This window comes from Parabacteroides leei (assembly GCF_023369805.1).
GTDB classification, from domain to species: Bacteria; Bacteroidota; Bacteroidia; order Bacteroidales; family Tannerellaceae; genus Parabacteroides; species Parabacteroides leei.
Genome location: NZ_JAMBQG010000006.1, coordinates 195,601 through 213,752 on the forward strand (window position 1 = coordinate 195,601; position 18,152 = coordinate 213,752).

At 44.1% G+C, this 18,152-nt stretch carries 13 protein-coding genes; 4 read left to right on the plus strand and 9 right to left on the minus strand.

Annotated elements, in window-relative coordinates:
- The first annotated feature begins 145 nt into the window (after positions 1-145).
- Positions 146-1,675, plus strand: coding sequence for a replicative DNA helicase (gene dnaB / locus M1P97_RS11105; protein WP_195371652.1), 1,530 nt, complete (start codon positions 146-148; stop codon positions 1,673-1,675).
- A 49-nt stretch (positions 1,676-1,724) separates the two neighbouring features.
- On the opposite strand, the gene M1P97_RS11110 is transcribed toward dnaB, so the two are convergent.
- The 5 genes from M1P97_RS11110 to M1P97_RS11130 form a co-directional block, all read right to left on the minus strand.
- Positions 1,725-3,173, minus strand: coding sequence for a mechanosensitive ion channel family protein (locus M1P97_RS11110; RefSeq protein WP_249389107.1), 1,449 nt, complete (start codon positions 3,171-3,173; stop codon positions 1,725-1,727).
- Positions 3,174-3,498: 325 nt separating this feature from the next.
- Positions 3,499-4,017, minus strand: a complete 519-nt coding sequence (locus tag M1P97_RS11115) for a GNAT family N-acetyltransferase (RefSeq protein WP_249389108.1) — start codon at positions 4,015-4,017, stop codon at positions 3,499-3,501.
- Between the two features lie 3 nt (positions 4,018-4,020).
- Positions 4,021-4,674, minus strand: coding sequence for a 3-keto-disaccharide hydrolase (locus M1P97_RS11120; protein ID WP_122373225.1), 654 nt, complete (start codon positions 4,672-4,674; stop codon positions 4,021-4,023).
- Between the two features lie 24 nt (positions 4,675-4,698).
- The gene (gene ettA / locus M1P97_RS11125; RefSeq protein ID WP_249389109.1) at positions 4,699-6,387 is read right to left on the minus strand and encodes an energy-dependent translational throttle protein EttA; all 1,689 of its coding nucleotides are present in this window, start codon (positions 6,385-6,387) and stop codon (positions 4,699-4,701) included.
- Between the two features lie 170 nt (positions 6,388-6,557).
- Positions 6,558-7,469 carry a helix-turn-helix domain-containing protein gene (locus M1P97_RS11130; RefSeq protein ID WP_195371643.1) on the minus strand — a complete coding sequence of 304 codons (912 nt, stop codon included), beginning with the start codon at positions 7,467-7,469 and terminating at the stop codon, positions 6,558-6,560.
- Between the two features lie 225 nt (positions 7,470-7,694).
- Between M1P97_RS11130 and M1P97_RS11135 the strand changes: the two genes are divergently transcribed.
- Together M1P97_RS11135 and M1P97_RS11140 are read left to right on the plus strand one after the other, a co-directional pair.
- Positions 7,695-8,060 (plus strand): putative quinol monooxygenase, encoded by a 366-nt coding sequence (locus tag M1P97_RS11135; RefSeq protein ID WP_394803906.1) that lies wholly within the window; start codon positions 7,695-7,697, stop codon positions 8,058-8,060.
- 71 nt (positions 8,061-8,131) lie between these two features.
- Positions 8,132-9,166: an alcohol dehydrogenase gene (locus tag M1P97_RS11140; RefSeq protein WP_249389111.1), complete on the plus strand. Its 1,035-nt coding sequence runs from the start codon at positions 8,132-8,134 to the stop codon at positions 9,164-9,166.
- 167 nt (positions 9,167-9,333) lie between these two features.
- Here M1P97_RS11140 and M1P97_RS11145 read toward each other — a convergent pair whose 3' ends face one another.
- The 4 genes from M1P97_RS11145 to M1P97_RS11160 all read right to left on the minus strand — a co-directional run bounded on the left by M1P97_RS11145 (position 9,334) and on the right by M1P97_RS11160 (position 13,912).
- A complete protein-coding gene (locus M1P97_RS11145) occupies positions 9,334-9,900 on the minus strand; it encodes a sugar O-acetyltransferase (RefSeq protein WP_249389112.1) in 567 nt (188 codons plus the stop codon).
- A gap of 114 nt (positions 9,901-10,014) precedes the next feature.
- Positions 10,015-10,818: an alpha/beta hydrolase gene (locus tag M1P97_RS11150; RefSeq protein ID WP_195371635.1), complete on the minus strand. Its 804-nt coding sequence runs from the start codon at positions 10,816-10,818 to the stop codon at positions 10,015-10,017.
- A 37-nt stretch (positions 10,819-10,855) separates the two neighbouring features.
- On the minus strand, positions 10,856-11,365 hold the full coding sequence (locus M1P97_RS11155; protein ID WP_249389113.1) for an HXXEE domain-containing protein: 510 nt from the start codon (positions 11,363-11,365) through the stop codon (positions 10,856-10,858).
- 132 nt (positions 11,366-11,497) lie between these two features.
- On the minus strand, positions 11,498-13,912 hold the full coding sequence (locus M1P97_RS11160; protein ID WP_249389114.1) for an outer membrane beta-barrel family protein: 2,415 nt from the start codon (positions 13,910-13,912) through the stop codon (positions 11,498-11,500).
- A gap of 151 nt (positions 13,913-14,063) precedes the next feature.
- Here M1P97_RS11160 and M1P97_RS11165 point away from each other — a divergent pair, with 151 nt between their 5' ends.
- On the plus strand, positions 14,064-18,110 hold the full coding sequence (locus M1P97_RS11165) for a hybrid sensor histidine kinase/response regulator transcription factor (RefSeq protein ID WP_249389115.1): 4,047 nt from the start codon (positions 14,064-14,066) through the stop codon (positions 18,108-18,110).
- Positions 18,111-18,152 lie beyond the last annotated feature (42 nt).

An 18,152-nucleotide genomic window follows, 5' to 3' on the forward strand; every position in this document is an offset into this window, starting at 1 on the left:
TCCGCTAATTTTTGTTTGTTAATGTTTCTCGCGGAATACTGTCGTCCATAATTAGTTAATTACTTTTTACGGCTGCAAAGGTAGAAAAAAGGAATGAATACCAAATAAAAATCGTATTTTTGGCATTCGAAAATTACTAAAGAGAATGGCAGAAGGAACTAAAAATACCGGAAGAGGAAACTCCGGAAGGGGGAAACAAAAACCTGTTGTAGTGTCTGATATGGGACGTCTGCAGCCACAGGCTCGTGAGTTGGAAGAGGCCGTTTTAGGTGCCTTGATGCTTGAAAAAGATGCTTATTCGATCATCAGTGAGATCTTGAAGCCGGAATGCTTTTACGAAAAGTCGCACGAGATGATCTATGCGGCTATTGTGGATCTGGCAGCCAGCCAGCGGCCGGTCGACATGCTGACGGTGACAGAGCAGCTGAGGAAACGCGGCGAACTGGACCAGGTGGGCGGACCGTTTTATATCTCGCAGTTGACCGGCAAGGTCGCCAGTAGCGCGCATATCGAATATCATGCCCGTATCATCGCACAGAAATACCTGGCGAGAGAGTTGATCTCTTTCACTGCGATGATCCAGGGAAAGGCTTTTGACGAAACGATCGACGTGGAAGACCTGATGCAGGAAGCGGAAGGTAAACTGTTCGAGATATCCCAGCGAAATGTAAAGAAGGACGTAACCCAGATCAATCCCGTTATCAAGGATGCGATGGATTTGTTGCAGAAAGCGGCGAACCAGAAGGAGGGTCTGAGCGGTACGCGTACCGGTTTCGATGCGCTGGATAAGATCACTTCGGGATGGCAGAATTCCGACTTGATCATTATCGCTGCCCGTCCTGCGATGGGTAAGACGGCGTTCGTACTTTCCATGGCGAAGAATATGGCGGTGAACCATAATGTGCCGGTTGCCTTGTTCTCGCTTGAAATGAGTAACGTCCAGTTGGTAAACCGTCTGATCGTAAACGTATGTGAGATCCCGGGCGAGAAGATCAAGAGCGGACGTTTGGAAAGTTATGAGTGGGAGCAGCTGGACTTCAAGATCAAGGAGTTGTATGATGCACCTATCTATGTGGACGATACGCCGAGTCTTTCGGTGTTTGAGTTGCGTACCAAGGCACGCCGTCTGGTGCGTGAGCATGGGGTACGATGTATCATCATCGACTACCTTCAGTTGATGAATGCGAGTGGTATGAGTTTCGGCAGCCGTGAGCAGGAGGTAAGTACGATCTCCCGTTCATTGAAAGGGTTGGCGAAGGAGTTGAACATACCGATCATCGCACTGTCGCAGTTGAACCGTGGTGTGGAAAGCCGTCAGGGAGCCGAAGGAAAGCGTCCGCAGTTGGCCGACCTCCGTGAATCGGGAGCGATCGAGCAGGATGCGGATATGGTTTGCTTTATCCACCGTCCGGAATATTATAAGATCACGGAAGATGAGCGTGGTAACTCGCTGGTCGGTCTGGCGGAGATCATTATCGCCAAGCATCGTAACGGTGCGACAGGTGATGTGCGTCTGCGGTTTAAAGGCGATTATGCGAAATTTATGAATATAGATGAGGATGTTGCCGTACGCGAGTTCTCATCGAATATGAACAGTGAAGATCCGTTACCTCCGATACCGCCTGCCGGTGCAGATTTCCTGAACCAGGGCAGCAGCAGCGAGGTTCCGTTCTGATCAGTCGAGGATAAGATCATGTGCGCCTGTTCCCGGATTTGAAGCCTGCTTAATTCGTTTTCGTCTCTTCTTCTTTGGGGATCGTAGAAGCATTGCCATTGCGGAACGCCGTGTAATGGGGGGACATGATCTCTATGCCTGCCTTATCGAAATAATCCTGGATATTCTGATGAAGGGCGGAATAGATGGTCGTCATATTGTTCGCCTCCTGGATATAAGCGTTGATCTGGTAGACAGGGTAGAAGTCGCTCAGGGCCGTTTCGAGAACGAAGGGAGCCGGTTCGGGCATCACGCCGGGTGTTGCTTGGGCGGCATCTATCAGAAGTTGATGCACCTTGCGCCAGGGGGCATCGTAGCCGATCGTTACCTCCGAGTGGATGATCAGCCCGTAAGTGCGTGCCGACGAAGTATAGTTGACTGTTTGTGATGACATGATGAAGGAGTTCGGTATCGTCACGATCTCATTCTTGATGGTGCGCAGACGGGTGACGAAGGCGGTCTTTTCGATCACGTTGCCTACCGTGTCGTTCAGTTTGATCCGGTCGCCTTGCTTGAAGGCGCGCATATAAGTAATCACGAACCCGGCAATAATATTCCCGATCACCGTGCTGGAACCGAGCGAGACGATTAGCCCGACAAAAACGGATACTCCCTGAAAGACACCCGAATTGGCTCCCGGCAGGTAAGGATAAATCATCGCAATCATAAAAGCATACAATAGGAAACGGACGATATGATAGGTCGGCATCGCCCAGTCCGAATAAAAACCGTTAATCTTCAACCTGCCCGCATCTATCTCCGTGGCAAGGAAGCGGATGCCCTTAATGACGTATTTTATGGCCAGGCAGATTACGATGATCGTGAAAAGATTAGGGATATAGCCGAGGATGCCTTCCAGGATATCCTTCACGGGATTCCAGATATAATAGGCGATCTTATACGCCAGTTCTTTTGTCTGCGGGAAGATGGAGAAAAGGATCGGTATCGTTAAAACCAGCAGGATGAACAATAGGAGATAGCGGAGGATATTCGCAAGGAAGATCAACAGGGAGACCTGTTTCTGCGTATCCAGTATCTCATAATTCTGTATGGAGATTGGTTTCAGCTTGGTATCTTTCAACTGCTGGATGCGGTTTTTCAGTTTCTTGTAAAGCCAGGAAGATAGGCGGAACAGTAGGAATTGTCCCAGCAATACCAATACGAAATAAAAGATATGTTTCCCCGTCTGCCACCAGCTGTCGTGATATTTCATCTCTTTCTCTTTGGCGACCGACTCTTTCCGCAGCGAGTCGAGTTTCTGTATCTGTCCGCTTTTCAGCTTGAAAGTCGCATCGTATTTTTGCAACCCGGACGAGGCGATAGAGTCGGAGTCGGCATGTTCCGTCGTTATTTCGTCAGCCGAAAAAATATCCTTGATGACCTTTTGCAATTGCGCCTGCCCCGTTATATGCATAACCAATAGTAGCAGAAGAAGATATAATGATCTGTACAGTCTCATGTCGGCGTTCGTTTTTATTGTTGACTTAGATACAACAATGAAGAAGCTAAATTGTTACGTTAGATTTGTGGAGTTGATCAATAACTTCAAACGTGGAGAGCTTATCGAAGACAATCTTTACGGGTGGTTTTGGCTGGACTGTTGGTGAGACTTTGGTCGTAGTTGCTAAATTGAGAAATCTGCTTTACTTTTATTGACGAGGGTGTGTCAAAACACCCAAAACAGAAAAATCACCCCTGTCACAAGTATCTGTAGCAGGGGTGATTTTGTTAAAAAGAGGGTTTTGACACACCCTCGTTATTTTTTCAGACTGATTCGGGACCGTTTATTCAACCCGCACTTCCCCTGTAATCCCTTTCAGGCTGCTGGGGACTAACTCGCATCCCATGACATATTCCGCCGGAATACTCTTGTGTGTCAGTCCGAAATCAGCGATCGACTTAAAGCCAAGCCGGTGATAGTAATTCGGATCGCCACACAGGAATGCCGCCTTATATCCCATCTCTTTGCCGAGTTTCAGACCTTCCCGCATAAGTGCGCCGCCGATACCCTTGCTTCGATATTCCACGGCAACCGAAAGCGGAGCAACCAAGAGGACGTCGAACCGGCTGCCGTCCGGTTGGGTGATATACGTATTGGTCAACATGATATGACCGATCAGCTTGCCACCTTCTTCGGCTACCAGCGCCAGTTCGGGAATGTATAATTTACTGTTATTCCTTAGATTGACAGCGAAGTCCTGTTCGTCCCCGTCAGTGACTTTCGCCGTTTCGAATGCCGTCCGGATCAGGTCGTAGATAGCCGGGTGATCTTGCTCCGTCTCTTGTCTGATGATGTATTCCATAAATTACCAGGGAGTGAGCGTCACATTACGGAACTCCACTTCTTTCCCTTCGCTCTGCAAGCCGATGTAACCGTCTTTCTGCTTGTTCCATCCCGTGTTCTGGTAAACGCCGTTGATGTAGACGTTGATCTTACCGTCTTTCACGTAGATGTTGGCTTCGTTCCACTCTCCGGCAGGCTTCTCGCTGCTGGGAGCGTTCTTTTTCACTACCGGGAAACCGGGACGAGGTTCGCCGGGCTTGCCTTGATACTGTGCCAGGTCGGAACCGCCCAACAGGACGAAATCACCGGCGCTGCCTAACATCAGGTTACATTCGATACCGTTCGGGAACGGATTCTTCGGCTCGGCGATCAACAGGAAAATTCCGCTGTTCGCACCCTGGTCGCCATTCGGCCAACGCCATTCCACATGCAACTTATAGTTGTCGTATTTCTCTTTCGTGTACATGTAACCGAAAGGCTGTCCTTTGATCTTTATCACGCCGTCGCCTACGGAATAAACCTGTTCGGCCGGAACGGAATTTTTGTCGACGACAAAGTTCCAGTTGGAAAGGTCTTTCCCGTTGAACAACTTGATTGTTTTCTGTGCGTTAGCATCGCTTCCGAAACAGAGGAAAGCGGCAGCGATAGCCGCCATGCAGAGCATTCTTTTTTTCATGGTTCTAAATGAATTATAAAGTAATTAATCAACAATAAGTTTACGGTAACGTACGCGCTTAGGCTCTGTGTCGCCGCCCTGTTTGCGCTTGTATTCTTCATATTCGGAATACGTTCCTTCGTAGAAGACCACATTCGAATCGCCTTCGAACGACAGGATATGCGTACAGATACGGTCGAGGAACCAACGGTCGTGGGAAACGACAACGGCACATCCGGCGAAGTTTTCCAGACCTTCTTCCAGTGCACGCAGCGTGTTCACGTCGATATCGTTGGTCGGTTCGTCCAGCAGCAGCACGTTGGCTTCGGCCTTCAGCGTGATGGCGAGATGCAGGCGGTTGCGTTCTCCACCTGACAGGACACCGCAAAGTTTTTCCTGGTCGGCACCTGCAAAATTGAACCGTGACAGGTAAGCACGCGAGTTGATCTCTTTTCCACCTACGCGGATAAATTCCTGTCCTCCGGAAACAACCTGGAAAACGGTCTTTTTCGGATCGATATCTTTATGTGTCTGGTCGGCATAACCTACTTTCACGGTTTCGCCCACTTCGAATGTACCTTTGTCGATGCTTTCCATGCCCATGATCATCTTGAACAGCGTTGTCTTACCGGCACCGTTCGGGCCGATCACACCGACGATACCGTTCGGAGGAAGCATGAAGTTGAGGTCGTCGAACAACAGTTTCTCACCGAAAGCCTTCGCTACATGCTGTGCCTCGATCACCTTGTTACCCAGGCGCGGACCGTTCGGGATAAAGATTTCCAGTTTGGCTTCGCGTTCTTTCTGGTCCTCGTTCAGCAACGCTTCGTATGAGTTCAGACGAGCCTTACCCTTGGCCTGACGGGCTTTGGGAGCCATTTTGATCCATTCCAGCTCGCGCTCCAGCGTCTTGCGGCGTTTGCTAACCTGCTTTTCTTCCATAGCCATCTTCTTCGTCTTCTGATCCAGCCAGGAAGAGTAATTGCCTTTCCAGGGAATACCTTCGCCACGGTCGAGTTCCAGAATCCAGCCTGCCACATGGTCGAGGAAGTAACGGTCGTGCGTGATACAGATCACTGTACCGGCATATTGCTGCAGGTGTTGTTCCAGCCAGTCGATCGACTCGGCATCCAGGTGGTTGGTCGGTTCATCGAGCAGCAACACATCCGGCTGCTGAAGCAACAGGCGGCAAAGGGCAACACGGCGGCGTTCACCTCCTGACAGCGTATCGACTATCTGATCTTCGGGCGGGCAGCGCAGGGCATCCATCGCACGTTCCAGGCGGCTGTCGAGGTTCCAGGCATCGGTCGCGTCGATCTTGTCCTGCAATTCTGCCTGACGGGCGATCAGTGCATCCATCTTGTCGGGATCTTCCAGCACTTCCGGATCTCCGAATTTTTCGTTTACTTCTTCGTATTCTTTTAATGTGTCTACAATATCCTGTACGCCTTCCTGTACGATTTCTTTCACAGTCTTGCCTGCTTCCAGTTTCGGGTCCTGTTCCAGGTAACCTACCGAATAGCCGGGCGAAAACACCACTTCTCCCTGGTATTCTTTTTCAATGCCTGCGATGATCTTCAGCAAGGTAGACTTACCGGAACCGTTCAAACCGATAATACCGATCTTGGCTCCATAGAAGAAAGACAGATAAATATTCTTCAATACTTGTTTCTGGGGCGGGAAAGTCTTGCTCACGCCAACCATCGAGAAAATAATTTTCTTATCGTCTGCCATATTAATTAAAGTATGTTTATTAATTTTTTTTCCAGGACAAACTTACGGAAATATCTTCAGATTCGAAAATAGCTTTATATATCTCTTTATATTTTCTTCTTTCGCTGAATTATCTGTTTTCTAGGTTTATTGTCTTCAGGAAGAAGCTGTATACAGTGTTTGATGTCTTTTCAGTTCTGTATCCGATATTCATTGGGAGTTATTCCAACTACCCGTTTGAACATACGGCTGAGATGTTGTGGATACTGAAAGCCTAGGTCGTAAGCTATTTCGCTCATCGTTTTGTCGGATGAGAGTAATTTTTCCTTTGCCACTCCTATTACTCGGTCCTGTATATACTCTGAGGCGGTACGTCCTGTTTGTTTACGTATCATATCGCCAAAATAGTTGGGGGAAAGGAAGACCTTGTCGGCGAAGTATTTCACGGATGGCAATCCTTCTTTTTGCGGTGCGTCTCCCTCGAAGTAATCATTCAGTAACTGTTCGAAGCGGACGATGATGTCGCTATTCACTTCACCACGTGTTTGAAACTGACGTTCATAGTAACGCATACAGTAGTCGAGTAATAATCCGATATTGGCACAGATCAGGCGGCGACTGTGTTTATCGATGGCATGTTTCAGTTCGTTTGAAATATTCTGTAAGCAGTCCATGACAGTTTGCCGCTCTTCTTCGGAAAGATGGAGTGCCTCATTGGTTTCGTAAGAAAAGAAAGAGTAGTTTCTGATTTCCTGACCGAGGGCGGTACCACGTATCAGGTCGGGATGAAAGAGAATACCGTGTGCATGAGGCTGTATGTTCGGGAGCATTTCCAGGTCAGTGACTTGTCCCGGAGCGAAGCAGACGATAGTCCCATCCTGATAGTCATAATATTGACGACCATATTTGATGTTACCGCATTTGACATCTTTCAGGAATAGTGCATACACCCCGTAGCGGAACCAGGCTCTTTCTGGCCATTGCGTGGATTGGGTCAGATCGACGACACTCACCAAAGGATGCTGGGTTTCAAGTCCGAAGATCTTGTTGTAACGATCTACACTGTCTAGTTCGATAATTTCATCTTTATTGATCTCTTCCATATCACTTTCTGTTTTAATACATGGCAAATGTAGTTTTTTTCTTTATACGATTTCCACCGTTGTTTCAGAATCCGTGATTAAGGTATAATTATCTGTAAAATATATACAATCCCGGTGTTTCAGGCACTCTATTTTTGTGTCAGAATAATTAAAATAAAGATAATCTGATAAATACGTCGTAATATGAAAAAGTTTTTATTAATTCCATTGATGCTGTTGGCCGTTATGTCGATGGCTGCCTGCGGGGGAGCGGACGATGATCCGGTGATCGCACAAGAAGCTAAAAATATGGTACGCCTGTCGAAAATAACAGTCGATCCGGAACGGTTGGCTGAATATAATGCTTATCTGAAGGAAGAGATAGAAGCATCCATGCGGTTGGAACCGGGTGTACTGCTACTTTATGCAATGGCTGAAAAGGATCATCCGAATAAGGTGACTATACTTGAAATCTATGCGGATGAAACTGCCTATAAAAGCCACATCGAAACACCTCATTTCCAGAAATACAAACAAGGAACGCTCGATATGGTAAAACATCTGGAACTGATCGACACTACTCCGTTGATCCCCGGGTTAAAAATAAAATAGTTATATGGATTGTTATGCCTGTTTTTGATTTCTCTATCTTTGTGAAGTCTATTCACTAACAGAAAGAGATTATGCTTGCATACACATATATTGAACATGGTAAATTCGAACTGCGCGAGAAGGCGAAACCGGAAATAAAAGATTCACGTGATGCCATTGTGCGTATGACGCTGGGTAGTATCTGTACGAGTGACCTGCATATTAAACACGGTAGTGTACCACGTGCCGTACCCGGAATAACGGTAGGGCATGAGATGGTCGGTATTGTGGAGCAGGTAGGTCCTGATGTTATTTCCGTCAAACGGGGGGACAGGGTAACCGTAAATGTAGAGACATTCTGTGGGGAATGCTTCTTCTGCAAACATGGGTATGTCAACAACTGCACAGATCCCAATGGCGGTTGGGCTTTAGGATGTCGTATAGACGGCGGTCAGGCAGAATATGTCAGGGTTCCTTATGCTGACAGTGGATTAAACCGTATTCCGGAAACGGTTAGCGACGAGCAAGCTCTATTTGTTGGTGATGTGTTGGCTACAGGTTTTTGGGCAGCCCGCATTTCGGAGATTTCCAATGATGATACAGTACTTATCATTGGTGCCGGTCCTACCGGTATCTGTACATTGCTTTGTGTCATGCTGAAGAAGCCGCGACGTATCATTGTCTGTGAAAAGTCCCTTGAAAGAATCCGGTTTGTCCGTGAACATTACCCGGATGTGCTGGTGACGGAACCCGAAAACTGTAAGGATTTCGTCCTTCGTAACAGCGATCATGGCGGTGCAGATGTAGTCCTGGAGGTAGCGGGTAGCGAAGATACTTTCCGTTTGGCGTGGGATTGTGCCCGACCCAATGCGATTGTCACCGTTGTTGCCCTCTATGATAAACCCCAGCTTCTTCCTTTACCGGATATGTATGGAAAGAACCTGACCTTTAAAACTGGGGGCGTGGACGGTTGTGATTGTGCCGAGATTCTCGAATTGATCGAACAAGGTAAGATAGACACCACTCCGCTTATTACTCACAAATTTCCGTTGAATGAGATTGAAGAGGCTTATCGTGTCTTTGAAAATCGTTTGGATGGGGTTGTGAAGGTGGCTATTTCGGTTTAGTGATACAATAAAAAAGTTTTCAAAATAAATCCTTCATTCCTTCATGTTGTTGTATTAACTTGATTGTGTAGTTTTTATAGATGAAGGATATTTGTCAGGATGAAAGAATGAATGATTTATTTTAGAAAATTTTTGTTGAGATATTTTTGAAGATGTGATGCTCCGTTTTATATTTCTATGTTCCGAATGAACTTGGCCGGAACGCCGCCAACTATCGTATTTGCAGCCACGTCTTTTGTTACGACTGCTCCTGCTGCTACAATAGCATTGTCACCGATGGTTACGCCTTGTAAAATAGTGGCATTCGAACCGATCCAGACATTTTTGCCAAGTACAATGGGAGCAGGATAGGTTGTCTTCCGGTCTTCCGGTGTAAGGCCGTGGTTGAGGGTAGCGAACACAACGTTGTGTCCGATTTGACAATCATCACCGATGGTAACACCTCCGTGATCCTGAAAGTGACAGCAGGCGTTGATAAAAACGTTTTTACCTACCTGGATATTTTTCCCGAAATCAGTGTAGAACGGAGGAAATACACGCAGTGTCGGATCGACTTCGTATCCGAACAATCGAGAAAGTAATGCCCGAACCTCGTCGGGGTTATGATAGGAACCGTTCAGTTCGAAGGTGATACGCCGTGCCTCATTGCTCATCTCATCCATGAAACGATGGATTTCCGGTGTATTGAGTGGTCCCCGTGTCCGGACAACCTGTAAAAAATCGTTGAGTATCATAAGCTTAATTTTTAGATGTATATTTTCATAATGCAAAATTACAAGGAATATACATCCTGTTCTATACCCAAATCAGGGGAAAGATTACCCTTTTTACGGTTTTATACTATTCTACTATTCCTTTGTACGTTTACCATAAAATTCCAAATATTTTTCTATATTGGATTTTATATATTCAATACTATGATGGCCCGGGAATACGTGGTTTTGAGAATTAATAGCTCTCTTTTTTAATATATCCTGTAAAATTGAGCAACCTTTATAGAATTCACCTTCATCTTTATCTCCTGCATCTAGGTAAACCTCAAGGTCGAGGATTATTTTGTTGTTACGGGCAATAGATATAGGATCATATTTTTCCCAAGTATCCATATCCTGAAAATAAGGCATATCTTCTTTTTCTAGAGTTAATTCTAATGAGGGCATATGACCTCCCACTTTTGAAAAAAGATCCTGATGCCGGAATGCATTATGAAGAGCTGCATATCCTCCAGCCGATGCACCGCCAACGAATCTACTTTTTCTATCTCGTATTGTGTTGAAGGTATTGTCTATGAAAGGAATTATTTCATGTATAAAGTAATCTTCATACATTCCAAGGTTGATAATTCTTTCATTGTAAATGGAATCAGGAATATCTTGGCTGTTAAAAGAAGAGTTTATACCACGACTATTTTCAATTCTTGGACAAACAATAATTAGTGGCTCAATATTTCTGTTATGTATAAGTAAATCTGCTTTAGGTTGTATATCAACTTCAAACATTATATTCTCGTTGCCACTTCTTCCGTGTAGAAAATATAATACAGGAAGGGGAGGGGAAGTTTCATAGTTTTTGGGTAAGTATACACAAACTTGCATTTCTTTTCTAAGAATATTACTATAAAAGATTATTTTCTCGATTTTAGATCTATCCATTGTTTTTATTGATAAGTTATTATGTAAAAGTACATGATTATATAAGTTTATCTAGTTTAGGTGTTATCTTGTGAACCAATATTAAATTAGTAATAGCAACCAATAATCCTATGGAGAAACAGATTGCAATTTCTTTGAAGGAAAATGAATGAACGATGTAATCGATCCCGATAATAATATAGGGAATAGATAAAATAGAGGTTATTATGACAGGAATATATTTTCTGATAATTATAAATTGAATGATATGTATGCCTATATGAAAAGCAAATGCGGTAAAAAAGGCTAGCCATGCATAAGGCCATTCAAAAAGTAAATAAATTATTGTGGCTATACTAATCAGTATGAATTCTTCTGCGACTGCTAATGCAAAGGAAGGCACGGACATTATTTCTAAATGGTTGATTTGTTCTCTAAATCGGGGATATTTAGCTTGTAACCATGTACCATTTTTTGCAAACCATGCTTTGAAGCCTATTATCTCTTCAAAGTCATGCATCATAAAGACGAGAGGTAACAGATATATAATGATTTCAGAATTGCCCATTTACTTTGATTTTGAATTGCAAAGTTATTGAAATTTCAATAAGAATGTTGATATTCCAAAATTCATTTGTATGAAGGGTGTACCATCTTGTAGTCCTTTATACGGACATTTGGCACACCCTTAAGAGCTCTTTTAATGATTGGTTCCTTCAAACAGATCTCGGTTATCCCGTGAGTTCTGTGAACCTCTTTTGAAATTATTGAATGTATAACTGATAGACAAAGTTATAACCGGATAATCCGGTCGTATGCGTGTAATGGATTGTAGGTCTGCTGTTGTAATATCGCTTCTGTAACGGGCAGAGTTGAATATATCCCGGAAAGAAAGTGTCGATTGCAGGTTGGGACTGAAGAGTTGCTGACGGATTGCCAGATTGACGAACCAGAAAGCGTCCGAGCGTCCCTGCGTCGTAACCGACGGACCTACGAAGTTACCGTCCAACTGGATGCGAGTGTTCTTAAATACACGGAACATATTATTTAATGTAATATCATAATTAGTACTGGTCTCTTTCTTTCCACCCGATTGAATATCGTTCACTACCTTATAGTAGTAAACGTTTCCGTTTACATTCAGGTTCCACCATTTGTTAATCGTTAGTTGTCCGTTTAATTCGATACCCAGTGCATGGTCGTTTCCGACATTTGCCATAGAGTCGAGGGTCACTCCGGCTTGATACGGGACACGCAAGCGTTCGATCTTATCTTTTCGCGACCTGTAAAACAGGCTGGATTGTAATAACTGTTCTCCGAAGTTCTTTTTGTAATTCAGTTCAAAAGAATGTATATATTCAGGCCGGATGTCTGGATTTCCGATCTCGGCTGTGTAGTAATCGCGATACGTGATATATGGCTCCATGTAAAAGAGTTCCGGACGGTTGGTTCGGTACGAATAGGCAAATGTCAGTTTCTGTTCATGGGGAAGTGTATATCCGATATGTACGGAAGGAAAAACTTCGAAACGGTTCACTTTTCGATTTGCTCCTTCGATGGAGCTGCGTAATACCTGGTGCGTATGTTCGCCCCGGACGCCGACCTGTGCATCGAATGCCTTATAACTATCGCTGCCTATCAAATAAACCGAATGGATACCACGTTGAAAATAGAATGTGTTGTAAATATCTTCGCGCCAGTAGAACTCCTTTTTCTCCGGGTTCCAGAACTGCATACTGTAATCGCCGTCTTCCAGGTAAGAATGATACTGATAGCCGCTCTCCAAATGACCGGTCTTACTGTAAGGATATTTATAGTCGACATTACCCCGTACCGTCCAACGTATTTCATCCTCCCAGGCACGATGTCCCTGTTGGCGTTGGTCACTTTTATCAAACAGGTCGCTCTGGAAATACTCCATAGGATTTCCTTCATATCCTAACATGAAACTGCCGGAAAGTGCATGTCCATCGTCATTAAACTTATGGGAAAATCCGGCTTTCCCGATATTGACTGTCGAATGCAGGTCGAATTCATCGCGGCTGTTGAAGTTGTGCGGGACGGATTCGCCGGTAGCGTCTTTGCGGGTTTCCGTGTAGTCCAGGTTGCCGTCACGGGTGAATTTGTCGTAAACGACCTGCAACTCTGCGTTGACGGATGTTTTCGGAGAGAAAGAATAATCGATGCCTCCGCGCAATCCGTAATGGTAGTTCTTCCCTTTTCTGGGACCATGAGAGATGGATGTTGTTGTTACATCATCGACAATAGTTGTTTTTTGCTGATCGAAGTGGCTTTCCCGGATCGGTTGGTTCCAATGCCCGGCAAAATGCCATTGCAATTTATTCAATTGCTGGGAGATAAGGAAATCGACTCCATTGGAAAGGGCTGTACTGCCATACATATTCGCCATACCGTTAATACCCTGGCGTTTATGCTTTTTAGTGACGATGTTGATCATGCCGACTTCACCATCCGTATCATAACGTGCCGATGGGGTAGTGATGATTTCCACATTTTCTATCTGTCCGGCCGGTATCTGTTGCAATGCCTGTGTACCAGAATAGAAGCTCGGCTTTCCATCGATATATACTTTAAAGCCGCTACTCCCTCTGAATGTTACGTCACCATTGACATCAACCCGTATGGAAGGAGTGTTTTCAAGAATATCGACAGCCGTACCGCCGCTTCCCATCAGGTTGTTGGATGCATCGATGATCTTTTTATCCAGTTTATAGATGATCTGCCTTTTCGTACCTTCCACTACGACTTCGGATAATCCGACTTCCAGTGGTTGCAATTCGACAATACCCAGGTCCAATATGGGCTGGGAGGGGTGAAGCGTAATCGTTTCACGGGTATAGACATCATATCCGATCAACCTGACCAATAATGAATATTCCCCGTCGTTAATATCCGTTATCAGGAAAGATCCGTCTGTTCCGGATAGCGTACTGGAAACAGCTGCCGTTTCCCCTTTCTTTAATACTATGACATCCGCAAATTCGATCGGATTGCCTGTGCTTTTGTCCCGGATCATCCCTTTTATCCGGGGAGAAACAGCCATAACGGAATGGAAGCTGAACACTAAAAGAATAAGAATTAAAGTACCTTTCATGATGATATGTTTATGATTGATGTCGCAAAACTAATCAAGTGCTTTCTATACGGAGAAGAGATAATAGGAGATCTGATCGGCGTGTCATGGAGAGAGATACATTTGTCACTGTCAGACATAGCGGAGACAGGAAATAAGACTATATTTGTCTATGTTTTCATTCTTCGATATAGCTATTAGGAAGAGAACTTTCTATTGTTTTCTTTTCTTATCGGCCCTTTTACTGATCGCTCCGTCGGTGAAGGGTTTCAACCTGCGGAAAATAAATAACGCAGAAAACCTTTCCAGCAGTAACATCTTTTCATTCTATCAGGACGAAAAAGGTTTTATGTGGATAGGTACGAGCCGTGGGGTAGATATCTATGATGGAAAACGTATTATAAAGTACAGCCCCGGGGACGGCGAGAAATATTTTGCCGGTAGCCGGATTGAGAAGATAGAGCAGACCGGTGGGAAGGTCTGGCTTCAGACTTATCACGGACTATATAAGATAGACTTGAAAACCTCTGTCACCCAGTCGTTCGATATGTTTAACCGGATAGCTTTCCTCGATAAAGACAGTCGGGGAAATATCTTCCTGGTACAGGGTAACAATAGCATTTATTATACGCTTAAAGATCAGGAACAGTTTGAGCAAAAGTTCATACCCGATCTGGCAGCAAACGATATAGCCGATTTCTTTATCGATGATTCCGATCGATTGTGGATTTTCCGAAAGAACGGCGACAACATTTGTTTTTCCATTCAGATAGACGAGCAGGGTAATGCGAACCTTTTCCCTTTGCCAGGTTATAAGCATTCCGCCGGTATCGTCTATTGTGCGAACGAAGATAACCTTTCGTATTTCGTGGATAACACATATACGTTGTATGAATTCGATACATCCTGTTGTAAAGCATTTCCTATATATCATTTAAAGGATTATCTTGCCGGAAAAGACAACATCACATCCCTTCTGAAATTCCATGACGACTATTTCATTGGTTTTAAGACGAAAGGGCTATCCTTGCTTAGGAAAGGTGAATATGGTTATCATTTCGATACATTGGAGATTACCGGCGGAATCAACTGTCTGCGTAAGGATAATTATCAGGATATGATTTGGGTAGGAACTTCAGGACACGGTGTGTTTACCTGTTCGGAAGACCTGTATTCCATCCGGTCCGTCCTCCTGAATGATCTTCCGTTAAAATTGCGCCAACCTATAAATGCTTTGTTCGTAGACAAAGAGAATACTTTATGGTTGGGTAGCCGGGGAGACGGCATTCTTCGTGTTTTTGATTTTCAACCGGATAAAAAGGTGGAAGATCACCGTATGGAACTGATCTCTACTTCAAATAGTGGGTTACGGGATAATACGATCCTTTCTTTTTCATCCAGTCGACAGGATAACCTCTGGATCGGAAGTGAACACGGACTCAGCTATTTTAATCGGATAGAAAAACGTATCATTCCTATTCCTGTGCTATATGGGAATAGAAATGTAGAATTCATATTCGATATATATGAACGCGACTCTCTGCTGTGGATATCTACGCTTGGCATGGGGATCATACAGGCGACACTCGAATGGCGGAACAGCTATCCTTTAGTAACTGTTGTAAAACAATTCACAGTCAGGGAAGATGACGAGTTTACCAATCGTTTTCAATATATCTATCCGGAAAACGATTCTATTTTATGGTGCATGAATAAGGGAGAAGGCTTCTTCCGGCTGAATATCGCTACATCTACCTGGGAAAATATCCGTTTTAAAGGAAATACGATCAATGAAACCAATGTTATACAGAAAGATTATCACGGAAACTATCTGGTCGGAACCAATTTCGGGTTGGTAAAGTATGGTCCGGACGATTATAAATTATTGAATGAGATCAACAAATACCCAACCAACAGCATTTATAGTATTCTTCCTGATACCATTGCCGGTTATTGGTTAAGTACCAACCGGGGGCTGATCTTGTATAATACAGACCAGGAATTGTTCCGCACTTACGATCATCATGACGGTCTTTCGATACTTGAATTTAATGAAGGTTCCTCTTTCAAAAACGAAAATGACGGGACGCTTTTCTTCGGAGGAACCAATGGCTTTGTTACTATCCGTCGCAATTATTATGATGAAGGGCAACACTATATGCCGCCAGTCTATTTTAGGACGATCACTATACGGGATAGGCAGTACCCTGTTGAGGAATTTATGTCGCAGAAGGGAAAAAAGACGATTCTGAAACTATCGCATGACGAGAATTTCTTTTCGCTCTCTTTCTCTGCGACCGACTATCTGAACGGTAATGGTTATTCCTATTATTATAAGTTGGATAGCGGTGAAAAGGAATGGACTTCCAACGGAAGTTCCGATATAATCACTTTCGCTGACCTTCACCCGGGGAATTATACATTGTATATAAAGTACTACAATAAAGTATTGGGAAAAGAAAGTTATATCTATAAACTAAATATCGAAGTTTTACCTCCGTGGTATGTTTCATTCTGGGCCCGATGCATTTATTTTTTACTATTACTGGTTGTGACAGGGCTTGTCACCCGGATATGGATCGTTTACAATAGAAAGAAAAAAGCGGATCGTCTGCAGAAGATGGAACAGAAGCATAAAGAGGAAATATACGAGTCCAAGCTCCAGTTCTTCACAAATATATCCCATGAGTTCTGTACGCCGCTTACGCTTATCTACGGCCCTTGCAACCGTTTGATGGAGCAGAAGAACTTGAGTGAACCCGCCCGGAAATACACTTCCATCATTAAGCAGAATGCCGAGAGGCTGAATTCGCTGATACAGGATCTGATCGAATTCAATCGGATCGAGTCGGGTTATAAGAAACCCGTAATAATACCTGTCGATATAACCGCTTTAGCCAATAAACTGGCAGATTCATTCACCGATATGGCGGAATCGCATGCTGTAAGATTTGAAAAAGAGATATCCCTTTTTATTCAATGGAACTCCGACAAGGATTTTATTGTCACCATCCTTCTCAATCTTTTATCCAATGCATTCAAATATGCGGAAAACGAGAAGAAAGTAATTGTCAGGATCGGAATCGATTCTAATAATTTGTATATCACTGTCTCCAATACCGGAAAGGGGATAGCAGCAAAAGATATTCCTACTCTGTTTGACAGATACCGCATTTTGCAAAACATTGAACAAAGCGACAATACTTCGTTCTGGTCGCGTAACGGGTTAGGTCTGGCAATCTCTTACAATATGGTGCATTTGCTTGGCGGAACGATTGAAGTAGAGAGTATCCCGGATGAATGGACACATTTCAGGATCAAGCTGCCTTACCTCGAAGCTTCTCTTGCCGGATCGAGCGAGGAGACGGCTGTATCGTTGCCTGATTATAATCCGGAACGTACACCTGTTTGGCAAATCCCTGAAAGTCCTATCGACACATCGAAACCGACATTGCTTGTCGTGGATGATGAAATAGAAATCCGCTGGCTTATCTTCGATATATTCAGGGACGATTATAATGTATTGACAGCTGCAGGTCCTATTGAGGCCTCTGAAATATTAAAAGATATACACCCCGACCTTATCATTTGTGACGTGATTATGCAGGGAACAGATGGCCTGACCTTTTCGCGGCAGGTAAAAGAGGATGAAACAACTGCTCATATCCCTTTTATCCTGTTATCGGCTCGACAGGATATTGAAGGGCAGACTGCAGGGCTGAATGCCGGAGCAGAACTTTATATAACCAAGCCGTTTAATGTGGATTTTCTGAAATCTTCCGTACAACGCCTGCTGGAGAGAAAAGAAAGTCTCCGTGAATATTTCTCGTCTCCATTGAGTTCATACACGTTAGAGAACGGAAAGCTATCCCATAAAGAGCATAAGAAATTTATTAATGATATATTGAAGATCATTAATAAAAATCTAAGAAACAAAGATCTGTCTGCCCAATTGATCGCTGAGAAAATGAACATAGGTCTTCGTACCTTTTACCGTAAGCTGGAAGAGATTGAAGAGATCACTCTTGCCGAACTGATCAATAACTGTCGGTTACTGAAAGCTGCCGATTTGCTTATAAAAACAAAACTGACCATCGATGAAATAGTCTTTCAATCCGGCTTCACCAACCGCTCTACCTTTTATCGGGCATTCTCAAAGAAATATAATTGTACCCCGACGGAGTATAGAAAACAACAGGATGGTTCGATGAGCAAATAAGGGCGGATCAGATTAAAACTTATAAAAATAGTTACATACCTA